The 20,574-nt window shown below is 27.0% G+C and carries 11 protein-coding genes, 1 tRNA gene and 1 pseudogene; 8 read left to right on the top strand and 5 right to left on the bottom strand.

Going from position 1 to position 20,574, the window contains the following annotated elements; all coding sequences use genetic code 11:
* Positions 1-1,473 precede the first annotated feature (1,473 nt).
* Positions 1,474-2,380, top strand: a pseudogene (yvcK, locus tag FD727_RS00250) (uridine diphosphate-N-acetylglucosamine-binding protein YvcK).
* A gap of 12 nt (positions 2,381-2,392) precedes the next feature.
* Here the strand turns inward: yvcK and uvrB are convergent.
* Positions 2,393-4,405 (bottom strand): excinuclease ABC subunit UvrB, encoded by a 2,013-nt coding sequence (gene uvrB, locus FD727_RS00245; RefSeq protein ID WP_159938173.1) that lies wholly within the window; start codon positions 4,403-4,405, stop codon positions 2,393-2,395.
* A gap of 448 nt (positions 4,406-4,853) precedes the next feature.
* Between uvrB and nfo the strand changes: the two genes are divergently transcribed.
* From nfo to FD727_RS00225, 4 genes are all read left to right on the top strand, one after another.
* The gene (gene nfo / locus FD727_RS00240; protein ID WP_159938172.1) at positions 4,854-5,717 is read left to right on the top strand and encodes a deoxyribonuclease IV; all 864 of its coding nucleotides are present in this window, start codon (positions 4,854-4,856) and stop codon (positions 5,715-5,717) included.
* Between the two features lie 649 nt (positions 5,718-6,366).
* On the top strand, positions 6,367-6,951 hold the full coding sequence (gene mepS, locus FD727_RS00235; protein WP_159938171.1) for a bifunctional murein DD-endopeptidase/murein LD-carboxypeptidase: 585 nt from the start codon (positions 6,367-6,369) through the stop codon (positions 6,949-6,951).
* 121 nt (positions 6,952-7,072) lie between these two features.
* On the top strand, positions 7,073-7,357 hold the full coding sequence (gene rplY, locus FD727_RS00230; protein WP_159938170.1) for a 50S ribosomal protein L25: 285 nt from the start codon (positions 7,073-7,075) through the stop codon (positions 7,355-7,357).
* A gap of 55 nt (positions 7,358-7,412) precedes the next feature.
* Positions 7,413-7,486, top strand: a tRNA-Pro gene (locus tag FD727_RS00225).
* A gap of 908 nt (positions 7,487-8,394) precedes the next feature.
* On the opposite strand, the gene FD727_RS00220 is transcribed toward FD727_RS00225, so the two are convergent.
* Positions 8,395-9,534, bottom strand: coding sequence for a porin (locus FD727_RS00220; RefSeq protein WP_159938169.1), 1,140 nt, complete (start codon positions 9,532-9,534; stop codon positions 8,395-8,397).
* A 388-nt stretch (positions 9,535-9,922) separates the two neighbouring features.
* Positions 9,923-12,502 (bottom strand): DNA topoisomerase (ATP-hydrolyzing) subunit A, encoded by a 2,580-nt coding sequence (gyrA, locus tag FD727_RS00215; protein ID WP_159938168.1) that lies wholly within the window; start codon positions 12,500-12,502, stop codon positions 9,923-9,925.
* 740 nt (positions 12,503-13,242) lie between these two features.
* Between gyrA and nrdA the strand changes: the two genes are divergently transcribed.
* The 3 genes from nrdA (at position 13,243) to elaB (ending at position 17,356) form a co-directional block, all read left to right on the top strand.
* Entirely contained in the window at positions 13,243-15,525 is a 2,283-nt protein-coding gene (gene nrdA / locus FD727_RS00210) for a class 1a ribonucleoside-diphosphate reductase subunit alpha (protein ID WP_159938167.1), read from the top strand.
* A gap of 91 nt (positions 15,526-15,616) precedes the next feature.
* On the top strand, positions 15,617-16,747 hold the full coding sequence (gene nrdB / locus FD727_RS00205) for a class Ia ribonucleoside-diphosphate reductase subunit beta (protein ID WP_159938166.1): 1,131 nt from the start codon (positions 15,617-15,619) through the stop codon (positions 16,745-16,747).
* A 288-nt stretch (positions 16,748-17,035) separates the two neighbouring features.
* Positions 17,036-17,356 carry a stress response protein ElaB gene (gene elaB, locus FD727_RS00200; protein ID WP_159938165.1) on the top strand — a complete coding sequence of 107 codons (321 nt, stop codon included), beginning with the start codon at positions 17,036-17,038 and terminating at the stop codon, positions 17,354-17,356.
* 176 nt (positions 17,357-17,532) lie between these two features.
* Here the strand turns inward: elaB and nuoN are convergent, their stop codons facing one another.
* Positions 17,533-18,981 (bottom strand): NADH-quinone oxidoreductase subunit NuoN, encoded by a 1,449-nt coding sequence (nuoN, locus tag FD727_RS00195; protein WP_159938164.1) that lies wholly within the window; start codon positions 18,979-18,981, stop codon positions 17,533-17,535.
* Positions 18,982-19,003: 22 nt separating this feature from the next.
* A complete protein-coding gene (gene nuoM, locus FD727_RS00190; protein WP_159938163.1) occupies positions 19,004-20,515 on the bottom strand; it encodes an NADH-quinone oxidoreductase subunit M in 1,512 nt (503 codons plus the stop codon).
* Between the last annotated feature and the right edge of the window lie 59 nt (positions 20,516-20,574).

Below are 20,574 nucleotides of genomic sequence, written 5' to 3'. Positions count from 1 at the left end.
ATAATTTATTTATTTATATATAATTAATCTTTTATATGAATTGTAAATTGAATGAGTTTAATAATTAGTTATATAAAAACTTTAATAAAATTATCTGTATTGATAAGTAATAAATATGTAGTTTATTTTATTTATATCATAGCAATATGAATACCTATACTTATATAGGTATCTTTAATATATTAATGCAAGTGCAAAATATAGTTATAAAACATATTTTTTATTTAAATTTTTATCTTAAAAATTATAAATTCGGTTTTATAAACCAATATATATGGAATAATTTTATTTAATTACTTGAATATTTTAAAAAATCGTCATATATTAATTTTATTTCTAAAATTAATATAATTAACTTTTTAAGTACTAAATCAATTAGTATTGGACCTACTAAAATCAATATAGTTGTTTCTAAACAATAATTGGAAATAATTTAGTTTTAAATAAAGTAAAGTAAAATACTTTATATATATAATATTATGAATATAATATTTTTTTAAATATCACTTAAATTAATTAAATATGAACATATCAATTCATATATGTAGAGTAATTTGTCGTGTAATAATTTTAACATAATAAAATTATCATATATTTTATGTTAATTAAATTTGACAAATTATATTAATATAATTTAAAAAAGCAATTTTTTATAAAAAATTTTAATTATTATTAATATAATAATAACTCATTAAGTTATGTTAGGTATATATACTTAGTTATATAACTCAATATATATATATATATATATATATAAGATTTATACTTATTTAAAATTAACTATTAGATAATTAATTTTTATCTTTTTATTACGAGACAATGAACAATATTATATACTTTATTTATAATTAATTATAGATATTTTAATTTTATTATGTATAACTAAACATAATGATGAATATCACTATATTATCTTATAATTTTAGGAGATTAATCCTATATAAAATAATTTAATTTATGTACACTAAAATATTTATTTAAAATTTAACTTTTTTAGTTAAAAACCTATGTATATAATTATAAGTATATAAATAACAATATTAACTATTTAATTATAACAAATCATTTAATTTTTTATTTATAAAAGTACACATAAATAATATAGAATTTTTAATTTTTATTGAATTATCAAACTTCATAGTATCTATGATTCAGGATGAATACATCATAATGAGTTTTTAAAACTATATTAACCCTGATATAGAAAATTAAGTATTAATATCTTTTAGTTGCAGAAGATATTTAAAATAATTAAATTATACTTAAATGTTATTAGTGATATTAAATCACTAATAATTACTCTAAATCTGATAAGATTTATATTTCACCAGTAGATTTTACTATCCATATATTAAATACTTTTTGATTTATATCATATGTTTATTATAACTATATTTCGTATAATATATAAATATTACATGTAGATCAATCAAAAGCATTATTAATGACAAACATATCTCCCAAAGTGTAAGTATGAATGTAACCTTAGCAGATTTAAATCATGTTGTAGCATTAGGTGGAGGACATGGGTTGGGTAGAGTTATGTCTACTCTAGCTTCACTTAGATCACGTTTAACCGGCGGCATTGTGACTACAAGTGATAACGGAGGTTATACTAGTCGTATACGGCTTTAAGAAGGAGGTATTGCTTGGGGAGATACACGTAATTGTATTAACCAACTAATCACAGAACCAAGCATTGCTTCTATGATGTTTGAATATCGCTTTAGTGATAATGGAGAATTATCTGGACATAATCTTGGCAACTTAATGCTTAAAGCACTTGACCATATTAGTGTACGTCCATTAGAAGTAATTAATATTATTAGAAATTTATTAAAAGTAAATGTTTTTTTAGTACCCATGTCAGAACAACCAGTTAATTTAGTTGCGCAAGATAATAAAGGTAATCTGATATATGGGGAGACTGAAATTGATGCTATGAATTTTCCTTTACAGACTCTAAAACTTGGAACCTAATGTTCAACCAACATCTGAAGCATTATCGGCCATTACAGATGCAGATTTAATACTTATCAGCCCTGGTAGTTTTTATACCAGCTTAATGCCTATTTTACTCATGAAAGAAATGGCCTATGCTTTATACAAAACCTCAGCCTATGTAATTTTTATAGCAAATTTAGGTAGAGAACATAGTATAACTGCAGCTAATATGACCATTTTTGAAAAAATATCAATAATAGAAAGAACAATTGGAAAAAAAGTAATTAATGCTATTATAGTCGCTCCTACAGTTAATGTTTTAAACATTCAAGATCGCTTAATTATACGTAAACCTTTAGAAGATCTTGATATTCAATATTATCATGATCGAAAATTACTAAAAATTGCTTTAGAAAATGCTATTGAAGCACTCTAATGCCATTAAGATTTAGTTATCAGACATTTTTAATTGTTCCAAACAATCACGAATTAATAAAGCTTCTTCAAACTCTAAATTTTGTGCATGATACTGCATTTTTTTTTCTAAATTATAAATTTTATTTTTTAATTCATGAGATGTCATTATTAGATGACTATCTTTTATTTCGTTTACAACATGTATTTTGCTACTATTTTTAATGTTCACTTTAATAAATTTTTCTTTAAATCCAAGAATATCAGTAATTTTTTTATTAATTCCTTGTGGAATAATTCGATATTTTTGATTATAAAGTTTTTGTTTATTACGTCGTCTCTCAATTTCATTGATAGCGTTTGTTATTGATTCTGTCATTATATCAGCATAAAGAATTGCTTTACCATTTATATTACGTGCAGCACGTCCAATAGTTTGAATTAAAGAACGTTCAGAACGTAAAAATCCAGCTTTATCAGCATCCAAAATGGCAACTAATGCTACTTCTGGAATATCTAAACCTTCACGTAAAAGATTAATTCCAACTAATACATTGAACTTTCCAAGTCGAAGATCACGTATAATTTCTGTACGCTCAATCATATCAATATCAGAATGTAAATAACGTACTTTCATATCATACTCGTTAAAATATTCAGTTAAACTTTCTGCCATACGCTTAGTTATTGCTGTAACTAAAATTCTTTCATTGATTACAATACGTTTAGATATTTCTAAACGTAAATCTTCTACTTGTGTTACAAGTGGACGAATTTCTACGATAGGATCAAGTAATCCTGTGGGGCGAACAACTTGTTCGACTATTGAATTACCCATTTTTTGTAATTCATAGTTACCTGGTGTAGATGAGACATAGATAGTTTGTGGAGATAATGTTTCAAATTCTTCAAAACGTAGTGGACGGTTATCAAGTGCGGAAGGTAGACGAAAGCCATGTTTTATTAATGTTTCTTTCCGTGAAAGGTCTCCTCTATACATACCTACAATTTGAGGGATTGTAACATGAGATTCATCTATAACTAATAGTCCATCATTAGGTAAATAATTAAATAAAGTTGGTGGTGGTTCACCGGACTTTCGTCCGGAAAAATAACGCGAATAATTTTCAATTCCAGAACAATAACCAAGTTCATTCATCATTTCTAAATCAAAATGTGTTCGTTCAGTTATACGTTGCTCTTCTAATCGCTTATCTTTTTTTAAAAACTCTTTCCTGCAATACTTTAATTCTATTTCGATTTTTTTTATAGCTTCTACTATATGCTCCCTTGGTATTACATAATGATTTTTAGGATAAATAGTAAATTTGTAAATAATAGAACATATTTGACCAGATAATGCATCGAATAAAGATAAACGTTGAATTTCCTTATCAAATAACTCAATTCTAAGTGCAATATCATTTGATTCAGCTAAAAAAACATCAATAACGTCACCACGTACTCTAAAAATACCACGCTTATCAAAATTATCATTACGAACATATTGTAATTCAGCTAAACAATGCAAAATATTACGTTGATCAATAATCATACCGCTAGATAAATGTAACCTCATTTTAAAACATAGTTTAGGGTCACTAAGACCATATATAGCTGATACTGAAGCAATAACAATAACATCTCGTCGTTCTAACATTGATTTTGTTGCAGATAAACGCATTTGATCAATACGTTCATTAACAGAAGAATTTTTTTCTATAAAGGTATCTGAACTAGGAATATAAGCTTCTGGTTGATAATAATCGTAATAAGAAACAAAAAGTTCGATTGCATTTTCAGGGAAAAACTCTTTCATTTCTCCATATAGCTGTGCAGCTAATGTTTTATTTGGTGCTAATATTATAGTTGGACGATTAACATTTGCAATAACATTAGCAATCGTAAAAGTTTTTCCTGAACCCGTAACGCCTAATAAAGTTTGATGCATTAAGCCATTATTTAATCCAGTTTCTAGATATCTAATAGCTTCAGGCTGATCTCCTGAAGGTTTAAAATCAGCAAATAACTTAAAAAGTTTTTTCATAAATGCATAATCCCTATTAAAAAGTTAATTAGTTTTAATAACTTACTTATTTAGCTTATTATACATTTTGAAACTAAATACTAATTTATGTACTTAAATAAATCTTATGTGCAATAAACAATTATTGTTTATTATATTAACTATAATCTTAAAATATAATTTTACATTTTTATATATAAATCATACATAAATTTAATGATAAAGTATTTTAATAATTATTTAAATACTAATTTAAAATCAATTAATTAATTAAATTGTATAAAAATAGTACATTTAACATTATTAAATAATATTTAAATAGTTAATTTAGCTTTTCATAAAGACCTAATAGTATTTTAAAAGTAAAATTTATATATATATGCAATATTATATTTTTATATAAATAATTAATTATATTAAATTAATTGTTATCCAGTTTATATAAATGTTTTCTTTATAGAAGGAAGCTATGAAATATATAGGTGCGCATATGAGTATAGCAGATGGTTTAGAGCAAACTGTTATTCGTGCATATCAGATTAAAGCAACAGCCTTTTCATTATTTCTTAACAATCCAAGATGTTGGACTACAAAACCATTATCAAATAAAGTTATAGATATGTTTAAAAACAATTGTGAAAAATATAAATTTACTAGCGATCAAATTTTGCCACATAGTAGTTTTATAATCAATCTTGGACATCCTTTAACAGAAATGCTTGAAAAATCTCGTAATGCTTTACTCAATGAAATGCAGAGAGCTGCCCAGTTAGGTTTAACTATGTTAAATTTTCATCCAGGTAGTCATTTACAATTAATTAAGGAAAATGATTGTCTTAAACGTATTGCAGAATCTATTAACATCATATTGGATAAAACAAATAACGTTACTGCCGTTATTGAAAATACAGCTGGTCAAGGTAGTAATTTAGGATTTTGTTTTGAGCATCTTGCTAATATCATTGAATACGTAGAAGATAAATTACGTATAGGCGTATGTATTGATACTTGTCATGCTTTTGCTAGTGGATATGATTTACGTACAGAAGAATCCTGTATTAAAACTTTTGAATTGTTTGAACATATTATCGGATTTAAGTATTTAAAAGGTATGCACTTAAACGATGCAAAATGTAAAATTGGTAATCGAATAGATCGTCATCATAGTTTAGGTGAAGGAAATATTGGTAAAACAGTATTTAGTTGGTTAATGAAAGATAAACGTTTTAATGGTATTCCATTTATTTTGGAAACTATTAATCCTATGATCTGGATAGATGAAATTATGTGGTTAAAATTACAAGAAAAAAGATTACAACATAAATTTAAATAATATATTTAATTAAGGTGCATATACTAAGATTTTTATTTTTTAATTGATAGAGTAATATTAACAATAACTTATTAATGTATTTATATAATATAATATTGATTATTTTTATCTGCTATGATAATTTACAACATATATTATATAAATTAAAATTATTTTCATTTAAAATGGATGAACTTTATAAAATACAAGTTATATAACTTATAATTAATTATATAATTAAGTTCTATTCTTTATTAGAAAGTCAAAGCTAAAATAAATACTAATTTTTATCTAAAATATAGTTCAATAAATCATAATGAATTAATTTAATTAAGTTAATTGATTATGATTAGATATCTGACATAACTTTCACGTATGAAAAAAACTTTATTTATATTTATGAATATTTATTCTAAATAAACTAATTATCTAATTTATAACTATTTTAAAATTAATCCAAGGATTTTCTATTTATCCACAACACTATATTTCTCTTTTAGAGAAAGAAAAGGTTATTCATATATTCATATCAGTTTATAAATATAAAAATAATTTATTTACCAAATAATCTCTGAATATACAAATGCATATTTGTATAATTGGATATACTATACAAATTTTACAGTTAAATTAATGATCTTTAGATCATTATAAAGGAAAATCTATAAAAATGTTCGTATCTCAATCCATAGTGAGACATATTAAAAATATAGCTTTTATTTTAGTCTTAGGAACATTTTTATCAGGATGTAGTAATAATAATTATAAAAAAAAAAATACAAATAATAAAAATAATAACAATTATAGTGTATCGCTTTATTCTTATCAAAGTTCATTTGAACGTATAGTTCACACTAAGTATATTAAGTTAAGTATTATAAAACAATATATTGATTGGAAAGGTGTTCATTATCTTTTAGGTGGTACTACTAGAAATGGTATTGATTGCTCCGCTTTTGTTCAACTAACTTTTAAAGAAAAATTTGGATTAAAAATACCTCGTTCAACATTCAAACAAAAAGATGTTGGCAAACGAATTAAACGTAATAAATTGTATCCAGGAGATTTAGTATTATTTAAAATGAATAATAATGATCGTCATATTGGTATTTATTTAGGGAATAATCACTTCTTACACGTATCTACTAGTAATGGCGTAATGATTTCTAGTTTAAATAATAATTATTGGAAGTTACACTATCGTACAGCTCGCAGACTTTTAGTTAGAAAATCTATTATAACATTTAGTTTTTAACTTATCTTAATATATATTATACATACTTTAAACTAAATTAATTTGTTTTTTACTTATATTTTAAATATAATGTAATGTGTTTATGTTTTAAATTACACTTAAATAATTGAAGAAATACAAAATGTTTATAATTAATGCAGTATTACGTAAAAAACAAGGAAAAAGTGCAAATCGACAATTACATATAGCAAATAAATTCCCAGCTATAATTTATGGAGGTAAAAAAAATCCAGTGTCTATTGAATTAGATCGTGATCAAATTATAAATTTGCATAATAAATTTAATTTATATGGAAAAATCTGTATTTTACTTATTAATTCTCAAGAAAACAAAGTTAAAGTTCAAGCAATCCAATTTCATTCTTTTAAACTTCAATTTCAACATATTGATTTTTTGCGTGTTTAATATGTTTGATTATGATAATAAATCAATGATTTTATATTCTTAATTATTTTAAATGCGGCACGTAGCGCAGTTTGGCAGCGCACTGTCATGGGGTGTCAGTGGTCGGAGGTTCAAATCCTCCCGTGCCGATTAAAATTATATTTTTTATGTTCATAATTACTATGAAGTATTTAAATTACATAACTAACTAATATGTAATATCTTTTATTTGATAACATATATATTTAAATGTTCATATAAAAACTTAATATTATATAAATTAAGAATTATCAATGTGTTTCAAATATGACATTACTGTATTTGTATTAAAAATACAGTAATAACATTCTTATATTAGAAGTTCACTATTCTTAATGTAATAAAAAATTAACAATAGATATTTAGATCAATACGTAACTTAATGAATTCTAGATATTAACATTATGATTAGCTTTCATTTATTATATCATCACAAATAAATAATTAATTATTATTAATATTTTTTATATTTGAAAATATTAATATACAAATCTATTAAATTTTTATAACCATTCATGTTTAAAACCTTAAATTATACATGAAGCTTCACTAATAATTTTAGCTATACTAACAATAAGTAGTTATTAGTTAATTGACTAGTCATTAAATATAATCAATGCTTTGATATTAAGTAAATTAACATCAAAATCAAGTTCTCTATAAGATAGAAAGCTAATTATTATTTAGTTATTTTTATTGGTAAAAATTTTTATCTAACATCTATGGTATATATTAAAAACATTAACTATCTATCTCTGCATTCAAAAGTGCTCATTATTTTCCTTTTGTTAACCTAATTATTTTAAGAGAAAATAATTAATTCCTATTATTGTGTAAATAATTAATAATTTATTAGTGATATTTAAAATGAATGATTGCTATGCTATTTAGTTAAATTAACTATAAATTTTAGTAATTTAATTTTATTATAGATCAGTATTATAGATCTTAACTGTTATATAAAAACACGAGCGTAATCTTCATATAATTATATAGATCACGCTCGACGCTTTTAGTTATTAGAAACGATAAACTAAGCCTACTGATATTACGTTATCTGTCGCAACACCCATTGCATCAGTGAAACTATTACTATTTAATAGGTTTATTTGATAAGCAATATGAGTTGACAAGTTCTTACTAAAATTATAAGTGGCACCAACACTAATATATTTCTTCATATTTCGAATGCCATATCCTTGAATATAGCCTTTTGAAGAAACAAAACCGAGAGATGGACATAGACCAAAATCAGATTTATATTGTGCAACTAATTCTATGTTATTTGCTGTAGCTGCATATCCATAAATGCCAGTATTGTCAATATTAGGATTACCAAATCTCGTAGCGTTGTAGGAACGAGTATACATGGCGGCTAAATATATATTATTAGCATTATATCTCAGACCTCCTGTATAAGCTTCTGCGCTACTATCATGTCCTACTATTTCTATAGTACGTGGATTATCTCCATTTTGATTATTAGTGCGTTTTGAATGAAACATAGCTGCACCAATTTCAATTCCTGAATCTAGCTTATAAGTAGTACTAAAACCCCAACCATTTCCATTCTCACTTAATACATCACGTCCAGCACTAGAAATTTCACTATAATTAGTATTCTGTCCTTGATGCTGAAAAGCGAAATTCAATCCATTTAATAAACCAAAAAAGTTATTACTACGGTAAGTTGTCATTCTACTTCCACGATGAAACATAAAGTTATCTGCTCCATACGTGTCACCACCGAACCCTGGTAATACATCTGTCCAAGCTGCTATATCATAAGCTATACCATAATTACGTCCATAGTCCAACGAGCTACCATTATTAAATTTAATGCCAGCAAATCCTAAATCCATATGACTATCTTTTGTACTTTCATTTTCAGACGTATTCAGAAGTGCTTTATACTCCCACTGACCATAACCAGTTAATTGATCATTTATTCGACTTTCACCTCTTACACCAAAGCTTAAATTCGAATGGTCATCAGTGATTGTTTCTTTCTGTTTAGCTGAGATATGATAAATTCCATTCACTTTACCATTAATATCTAATTTGTTATCACCTTTATTATATACTTCTACTGCGTTTGTTAAACTTGCAATTAACAAAGCAGGAATAGGAATCATTTTAGAAAAAATGCAAGGTTTCATTTCATTACCTTTATTAATGTAACTTATATGGAATTCCACCGCTGACTGAATGGTTTAAATTCTATCAGCTAACCGGTATTATTTTAAAGTCGTAACCACATATCATAAGAACTATTTATAATAAACTTTTTTTGAGCTATTACTACATATAATATATATTATTAATATCTGATTATATACTTAATTCACAGGAATTCTATGTAATCTCATACAAAATAAGCATATAGTTATCTACATTTATACAATAAATATAAATCCATAATATTCTAATAATTTGATATTTATATATTGAATATAAATCAATATATAACCAATTTAAATAAATTAAGGATAGTGATTATGAATTGTTTTTTATTTTAACGTAAATTTTAAATTATGTTATTCTTAATCATACCCCTATATGACTTTTAATAGCTGCAAAAGCTACTTCGTCTACTGGTTCAGCTACACGCTGTAGACCAACTACATTTTCACCTTCTGTAGTACGAATTAACATTACACCTTGTGTATTACGACCGACCATATTGACTTCTGATACTCTAGTACGCACCAGAGTTCCAGCATTTGTAATCATCATGATTTGATCATTATCAACAACTTGTACCGCACCAACAACAGGTCCATTACGCTTAGTAACTTTAATGGATATTACACCTTGCGTTGCCCGTGATCTAGTAGGATATTCGCTATTAATAGTTCTCTTACCATATCCATTTTTAGTCACAGTAAGTATAGCGCCTTCTTTACGTGGTATAATTAACGAAACAACTTTATCTCCTTTTGCCAATTTTATTCCTCTTACTCCAGCAGCTGACCGACCTACTGTACGAACAGAAGTTTCAGAAAAACGCACTACTTTCCCTGCAGCTGAAAATAACATGGCTTCATTAGTACCATTAGTTAATGCTACACCGATTAATTCATCATCTTCACGTAAATTAATTGCTATAATTCCAATGTTACGTGGACGACTAAATTCATGTAAAGCAGTTTTTTTTACTGTGCCATCGGCAGTAGTCATAAAAATATTAAAACCTTGAGTGTATTTATTTACAGGCAAAATGGCAGTAATGCGTTCGGTAGATTTTAGTGGTAATAAATTAACAATTGGACGACCACGAGCACTCCGACTAGCTTCTGGTAATTGATATACCTTCATCCAATAAAGCTTACCACGACTAGAAAAACAAAGAATAGTATCGTGAGTATTAGCTACAAGCAAGCGATCTATAATATCTTCTTCTTTAATCCTTGCAGCCGATTTTCCTTTACCTCCACGGTGTTGAGCTTCATAGTCAGATAAAGGTTGATATTTAACATATCCTTGATGTGATAAAGTCACTACTACGTCTTCTTGATTAATTAAATCCTCAACATCAATGTCTATATTATTTGCATTAATTTTAGTACGACGTTTATCACCGAATTGATCACGTATTGATTTTAATTCTTCACGAATTAGTTCCATCAGGCAATTACTATCATTTAAGATATGCAATAAATCTACAATTTGATCAACTAACTTTTCATATTCATAAATTAAATTTTCATATTCAAGACTAGTTAATTTTTGTAAACGTAAATCTAAAATAGCTTGAGCTTGTGTTTCAGTTAAATGATATTTATTACCATTATGTATACTCAATCTTTCTTCTAAAGTATCTGGATGTACTAGATTATTAGCATTCATTTTTTTAAAAACTATTGCAATATTTCCAACATTCCATATTTCAGAAAGAAGAAGTGATTTGGCTTCTAATGGAGTTGAAGATTTACGAATTAAATTAATAGTTTTATCCAAATTAATGAGAGCAGTAATTAAACCTTCAAGGATATGAGCACGTTCTCGTGCTTTATGTAGTTCAAAATTAGTTCTACGAGTTACTACTTCTCGACGATGGCATATAAAATATTTTAAAATATCTTTTAATGTCATAATCTTAGGTTGTCCTTGACATAGAGCAACCATATTAATCCCAAATGAAACTTGCAATTGAGTTAAAGAATAAAGTTTGTTTAAAACAACTTCACCAACTGCATCACGCTTTATTTCTATAACAATACGCATACCATCTTTATCAGATTCATCACGTAATGCACTAATACCTTCAACCCGTTTTTCTTTAACTAATTCAGCTATTTTTTCAATTAAACGTGCTTTATTTACTTGATAGGGAATTTCGTGAATAATAATAGTTTCTCGAGCAGTTTTGTTATCAGTGATTACTTTACCACGTGCCCGAATATGAATTTTTCCTCGACCAGTACGATATGCTTCTTCAATACCACTAGATCCATTAATAATTGCCGCGGTAGAAAAATCTGGTCCTGGGATATATTTCATTAGATCAGTGACACTTATATTTTCATCTTCAATATAAGCAAGACATCCGTTAATTACTTCTGTGAGATTGTGGGGTGGAATATTAGTTGCCATGCCGACTGCAATTCCTGAAGAACCGTTAATTAATAAGTTAGGAATCTTTGTTGGTAAAACGGCTGGAATATATTCAGTATTATCATAATTAGCTATAAAATCAACTGTTTCTTTTTCTAAGTCAGCTAATAATTCATGAGCTATTTTCGACATACGTACTTCAGTATAACGCATAGCTGCAGCTGAATCACCATCAATAGAACCAAAGTTACCTTGTCCATCAACTAACATGTAACGCATAGAGAAAGTTTGTGCCATACGTACAAGAGTATCATATACAGCAGAATCACCGTGAGGATGATATTTACCGATCACATCACCCACTATACGGGCAGATTTTTTATATGTTTTATTCCAATCATTGCCTAATTCATGCATAGCAAAAAGTACGCGCCGATGAACTGGTTTTAGACCATCGCGTACATCAGGTAAAGCACGTCCAACAATGACAGACATAGCATAATCTAGATAAGAATTTTTCAGTTCTTCTTCAAGATTAATGAGTTTAATTTCTTTTGCAAGATTGCTCATGGAGCCGCTTTTCCATCTACAATTAACATTCAAAGCATAAAAGTATAACATATTTCTTTTGAACAATGAATGTAAAGAAGAATAGTTTTAAACTAAATAATTATTTTATCTCAATCAGTCTTTTAAAATAAAAAAATAACGTTATATTAATAATAAATTTCCATTTATACAATTTAAACATCAATTACTTAATTTTTTAAAATTCTACTAAAAAGATATTTAATTCTAGTTTAATCGAAAATTCATTTAATTTAAATATTAATAATGAGCCAAGACGCTAAATTTTAAAATTTTAATATATATTTCTTATTAGAAATTAGTATGAGTATTACAAGAAATAATTTATTTATTATAATAGAATATAAATTATATTAGATTCAATTTATAATTAATTTTAATATCGATAAATGCACAATTCTCTATATACAATATGTATTAATCCTAAATAGTAATAATAATGTATATTTAAATTTATTAAAAATAAAATAAAAATAAATATATATTATTAACAAATTATCAACTGATTTTAAAGGTCTACAGTTATAAAATAATTATATTATTTAATGTTTAAATAGTATTGATACAATTAATTATGTTGCATATTAGAATAATAATTATTTATTATCTCGTTGAATTAACGTTCAATTTTATTAAAAATGATTATAAATTAAATAGTTACATATAAATATATATTATATAACATATATATGAATTTAAATACATGAAGGTAAAAATGTAATATGAATCATCGTTTACTTGTTACTAAACGTGATAGTCGTCAAGAATATCTTGATCTTGATAAAATTCACCGAGTTTTAGATTGGGCAGCACAAGGATTAAACAATGTTTCAATATCTCAAGTTGAGTTACGTTCTCATATTCAATTTTATAATGGAATTAAAACTTCAGATATTCATGAGACCATTATCAAAGCTGCTGCAGATTTGATTTCGCATGAAGCCTCTGATTATCAATATTTAGCAGCTCGTCTTGCTATTTTTCATTTACGTAAAAAAGCATATGGTCAGTTTGAACCTCCTAAATTATATGATCAAGTTATAAAGATGGTTAAAATAGGAAAATATGATTGTCATCTTTTAAAGGATTATAATAATAAAGAATTTGAATTAATGGATAGTTTTATCGATCATTGGCGTGATATGAATTTCTCCTATGCGGCTGTAAAGCAACTTGAAGGAAAATATTTAGTGCAAAATCGTATTAATGGAAAAATTTATGAAAGTGCACAGTTTCTATATATTTTAATAGCGGCTTGTTTATTTTCACGATATCCAAAAAACACTCGTATGAATTACATTAAACGTTTTTATGATGCTATTTCTACTTTTAAAATATCCTTACCAACACCTATCATGTCTGGTGTACGTACACCTACTCGTCAGTTTAGTTCTTGTGTCCTCATTGAATGCGCTGATAGTCTAAATTCTATCAATGCTACTGCTAGTGCTATTGTAAAATACGTTTCTCAACGTGCTGGAATCGGTATTAATGCTGGCCGTATTCGTGCATTAGGTAGTCCTATACGTGGTGGAGAAGCTTTTCATACTGGATGTATCCCGTTTTATAAATATTTTCAAACTGCAGTGAAATCATGTTCTCAAGGGGGAGTAAGAGGTGGTGCAGCAACATTATTTTATCCAATATGGCATCTAGAAGTTGAAAGTTTACTTGTATTAAAGAATAATCGAGGAGTTGAAGATAACCGTGTGCGTCATATAGATTATGGTGTACAAATTAATAAATTAATGTATACCAGGTTATTAAATGCAGGAAATATTACATTATTTAGTCCTTCTGATGTATTGAATTTATATGATGCTTTTTTTTCCGATCAAGAAAGATTTGATTTTTTATATGCTAAATACGAAAAAAATTCTCATATTCGTAAACATACTTTGAAAGCTATCGATTTATTTTCACTTTTGATGCAAGAGCGCAATTCTACAGGACGTATTTATATACAAAACGTTGATCATTGTAATACACATAGTGCATTTAATTCTAATATTGCACCAATACGACAATCTAATTTATGTTTAGAAATTACCTTACCTACTAAACCAATAGAAAATATTAATGATGCTAACGGTGAAGTTTCTTTATGTACATTATCGGCGTTTAACCTTGGAGTTATCAACTGCCCTGATGATCTAGAAGAATTATCAGATCTCATAGTACGTGCACTAGATGCCTTGCTTGATTATCAAGATTATCCAATTCCCTCTGCTAAGCGGAGTGCTATAAATCGACGCACACTAGGCATAGGAATTATAAATTTTGCTTATTTTTTAGCTAAAAATGGAGTTCGTTACTCTGATGGAAGTGCTAATAATTTAACACATAAAACTTTTGAAGCTATTCAGTACTATTTACTCAAAGCATCAAATAATTTAGCAAGAGAACAAGGTGCTTGTACATTATTTAATGAAACAAGTTATTTTCAAGGAATTTTACCAATTGATACATATAAAAAAGATCTAGACGACATATGTAAAGAACCATTGCATTTAGATTGGGAAAATTTAAGAGAACAAATTAAAATATATGGGCTACGCAATTCTACAGTTTCTGCATTAATGCCTTCTGAAACTTCATCACAGATTTCGAATGCTACTAATGGTATTGAACCACCACGTGGTTTTATTAGTATCAAAGCCTCAAAAGATGGAATTCTACGGCAAGTAGTTCCAGAATATGAACGTCTTAAAGATAAATATGAACTATTATGGGATATACCGTCAAATAACGGTTATTTACAACTAGTGGGTCTAATGCAAAAATTTGTTGATCAAGCTATTTCATCTAACACTAATTATGATCCAAATCGCTTTACTAATGGGAAAGTACCGATGAAACAATTATTGAAAGATATACTAACTGCATATAAATTTGGAATAAAAACCTTGTATTACCAGAATACACGTGATGGTGCAGAGGATACACAAAATGATTTAACTATTCCAATCCATGAGAATTGCGAAAGTGGAGCGTGTAAAATCTAATTAAAATCATAATGAATAATATAATGTTATTATTATACTTCTCTTGTTAAAGTCAAAAGAATATTTTTACATATGTGCATTTGGATATAGCATGAATTATACTACTTTTTCACAAAATAAAAATAATCAACTTGAAGAACCAATGTTCTTTGGTCAACCAGTTAATATTTCCCGTTTTGACCAGCAAAAATATTATATTTTTGAAAAACTAATCGAAAAACAACTTTCCTTTTTTTGGCGACCTGAAGAAATTGATATTTCTCGTGACCGTATTGATTATCAATCGTTACCAGAACATGAAAAACATATTTTTATTAGTAATTTAAAATATCAAACTTTACTCGATTCAATTCAAGGTCGTAGTCCCAATATTGCATTATTGCCATTAATCTCTATTCCAGAATTAGAAACTTGGGTTGAGACCTGGTCTTTTTCTGAAACGATTCACTCACGTTCTTATACTCATATAATTCGTAATATTGTAAATAATCCATCATTAATATTTGAGGATATTGTTGCTCATGAGCAAATTTTAGCACGTTCTCAAGATATTTCTAAATATTATGATGATTTAATTGAAATGACTAGTTATTGGCATTTATTAGGTGAAGGTACACATCAGGTAAAAAATAAACTTATTAAGATTGATCTAAAAACATTGAAAAAAAAACTTTATATATGTTTGATGAGTGTGAATGCACTAGAAGCCATTCGTTTTTATGTTAGTTTTGCTTGTTCTTTTGCTTTTGCTGAACGTAAACTCATGGAGGGTAATGCTAAAATTATTCGCTTAATTGCGCGTGACGAAGCGTTGCATCTTACAGGCACCCAGCATATGTTAAATTTAATGCGTACTGGTGAAGATGACCCAGAAATGAAACAAATTGCTCTTGAATGCCATAATGAATGTTTTGAGCTTTTTAAAAAAGCAGCTGAACAAGAAAAAAAATGGGCCGAATATCTTTTTAGCGCTGGTTCAATGATTGGATTAAACAAAGATATTTTATGTCAATATATTGAATATATTACTAATCTTAGGATGCAAGCTGTGGACTTAAATTTACCATTTCATATGCGTTCTAATCCCATTCCATGGATTAATTCGTGGCTAATCTCAGATAATTTACAAGTTGCATCACAAGAAGCAGAAGTAAGTTCATATTTAGTGGGTCAAATTGATTCTGAGTTAAGTCAAGCTGACTTTAAAGATTTTCAATTATAAAATAATATTAACTTTAATATAATTTTGCATAATATATTTTTATATATTTAAAATATATAAGGTTATATATGATGATTTGTGATATTTATTCAGTATAAATAAAATTTATATAGTATTCGTTTATTTAGCAACACTGCTATAATATATGATAGAACTGATATATATTTATATGTTGGTTCTATTAACAAAATTAGATTATTAATTCTTAAGAATTAATAATTTCAAAAAACTTAATTTCCTACTATTATTAATTAATAATTTAAATAATGCATATGGAGGAATATTTAGGTGTCATCTACAAACCAATTTGAAAATCATTCAGATACTCGCCTTGATGAAGATCTAGCTCTATTAACAAAAACTTTAGAAGAGGTGCTAAAATCCTCGGGTGATCCAAATGATCAAAAATATATAGAGCTAAAAAATAAGGCCGAACAAGCATTAGAAGAAGTAAAATCTCGTGTGAGTCAAGCATCTGATAGTTGCTATTATCGAGCAAAACAAGTTGCCTATCGTGCCGATGATTACATCCATGAAAAACCTTGGCAAGGTGTTGGTATTGGTATAACTGTTGGTTTATTTATTGGTTTATTTTTAGCTAAACACTGAGTAATTTCGGGCGCGATATGCTTATGCTTTTCGTGCCCATATAATAAAACTTATACTTAAGTTATAAAAATTCTGTTTATAAATGATAACAATAAATAGTCTTAGTAATTTGTAAAATAATTATAATAAAGCATATACAAATTTATGTAATAGATTATAAATCTATATATATATATTTATATTAACTTTATTAAATTAATTAATGGATTAGGATATATTCCTAATAATATTATTAAAAGAGTAGAAATATATATTAAGATTTTAGGCAATAAATAAATTGTGTTACTAATAGTATTGTTACATATGTATAACTTAGAAGAAGTTCGATATAAGCAAATAATTATACGTAAATAATAATATAAACCAATAGCACTACCTATTACTACAGCAGCAGTAAGCCACCATAAATGTGTGTTAATAGTAGCAATAAGAATATAAAATTTGCCAATGAATCCTAATGTAATTGGGAGACCAGCGAGTGAAAACATCATTATAGTCATAATTATGGATAAAATAGGACGAGACCAAAATAAACCACGATATGAATTAAGTGAATCTACATCTAATAATCCATGATATATACTGGACATCAAACTAATGATACCAAATGCACCAATATTTGCTAATAAATAACTAACTAAATATATATTGCTAGTTTCTGATGGAGCATATTTGAGTTTTTCAGTTAGCAATGTTATCATAATATAGCCAAAATGAGATATAGAAGAATAACCAAGCAAACGTTTAATGTTCGTTTGTAGAAGAGCCATTAAGTTACCAAATAATATAGAAACGAACGAAATAATACTTAAAATTATGAATATAACTTCATTATTAATGATTGGCGACTTTGTAAACAAATGCATCATTATGCCAAAAACAGCAATTTTATTAGCTGTAGTGAGAAATACTAAAGCAGGAGTTGCTGTACCTTGATAAACATCAGGTGTCCAAATATGAAACGGTACTAATGATAATTTAAATCCAAAAGCAATAATCATCATACCTAAACCAATTAATAGTAAAGGTTGTAGATTTTTATCTATATGTTTACCAAAATCTAATAAACTCAAGCTACCAGTATCTGTATAAATTAAACCTATACCAAATATTAAAAAAGAAGAAGCTACAGCAGATAAAATCATATATTTTAAAGTTGCTTCTAATGAGTATTTTTGAGACAAAATATAACCAATCAAACCAAATAACGGTATTGAAATTAATTCAATACCAATAAATAATGCTATAAAATGATTAGAATTTACTAAAACAGTTGCTCCTATAGAAGCAACTAATACTAATAGATAGAATTCATCTTTATTATTGCTTGTAAAATTAGTTAACCAAGGATAAGCAAAAATACACGTTGCTATACTTGATAACATTATAAGCATAACATAAAATACTGATTGATGTTCAATATGGAACAGTAAAGTTACATCAATTGGACTAACTTTTTGAACAAACCATAATGAAAATAAAGCAAATATAAAACCAGTTATTGTTAATGTCGCACTAATACAGTGATTTCGTCTTAATGAAATAGATAGCATCACAAGTATTACTGTTAAACTAATAATTATTATAGGCAATAAAGCGATGAATTCTTGGGTATTAATTACCATGAAATTAAGCCCTTGTGATGCTTTAAGTTGAAACAATAAGATAATGTTGTATATTGCTAATAGCAGCATATGACGTATTTAATACAGGTTGTGGATACAATCCTAGAATAACAACTAAAAATGCTAATATACTCATTGTTATGAGTTCACGAACAGACATTTTAATTAAGTGTTTTTTAAATTTTGCTGTGTTGTAGAAAACACGTTGAATCATATTCAAAGAATAAATAGCGGCAAATATTAATGCAAAACTAATAATTATTATAGTAAGTGGAAATCTTTTAAAACTACCCATAAGAATCATAAATTCACCTATAAAATTACCAGTTCCTGGTAAACCTAAGCTCGCACATGCAAAAAAAAGTGAAAAACCTGGAAGCCACTTAATACATGACCATAATCCACCCATGTGATTCATATCCCGTGTCTTTAATCTTTCATATAATTGTCCACATAAAATAAACAACGCAGCAGCTGAAATGCCATGTGCAATCATATGGATTACAGCACCCTGTAATGCTAATCGACTGCCATTATAAATGGCAATAAGTATAAATCCCATATGTGAAATTGAAGCATAAGCAATAACACGTTTAATATCTTTTTGAGAAAAAGCCATCCAAGCACCATAAAAAATATTAATACATCCTAACCATATAGCAATATAAGCAAAATCCATAGATGCATGAGGAAAAAATGGAAGGATAAAACGTAATAAACCGTAAGCTGCTGTCTTAATTAAAATGCCAGCAAGATCAACAGAACCTCCGGTAGGAGCTTGACTATGTGCATCAGGTAACCAACCGTGTAATGGCACAATTGGCATTTTTACTGCAAAAGCAATAAAAAAACCTAACATTAATAAATATTCGACTGTATGAGACATCGGAGTATTTAGCAAATTTTCATACTTAAACGTCCAAACTCCAGTTGCATTATAATGTAAACATACCATTGATATAATGGCTACTAACATCATTAAACCTGAACTTTGAGTGTAGATAAAAAATTTATTAGCTGCAGCAATGCATGTTCTACCATTTAATGACTTATGTCCCCAAAGAGCAATAAGAAAATACATCGGAATTAACATAGATTCCCAAAAAAAGAAAAATAAAAATATATCAATAGCAAGAAATACTCCAATAACACTACCAAGAATCCAAAGTAAATTGAGATAAAAAAAACCCGGATATTTTTCTATTTCTTTCCAAGAACATAGTACAGCCATTAATCCAAGTAAAGCAGTTAGAACAATCATTAATACTGATAAACCATCTATGGCCAAATAAACATTAATACCAAATTGTGGAATCCATGGCATAAAAAAGGTTGATTGCCATTTAGGAGCACTAGTTGTGATAATATTAGTCAATGAATAATCGCCGTATAACCATAGTTGCAAACTAATAATTAACGTAATTAATGTAGTGATTAAAGCTATCCATCGTGAACTTTTAATATTAAAACAATCTAGTAAACAACATAACAAACCACCAACAAATAAGTTAATAATTAAACAGGGTAGTAACATGGCGTTTTGTTTACCTCTTTTATTTTATATGTCCTCTTTATTTTTCGTATATCTAACAT

This window comes from Pantoea sp. Mhis (assembly GCF_009830015.1).
Note: the sequence above shows the minus strand (reverse complement) of the source record. Positions and strands in the feature narration are given on the sequence as shown.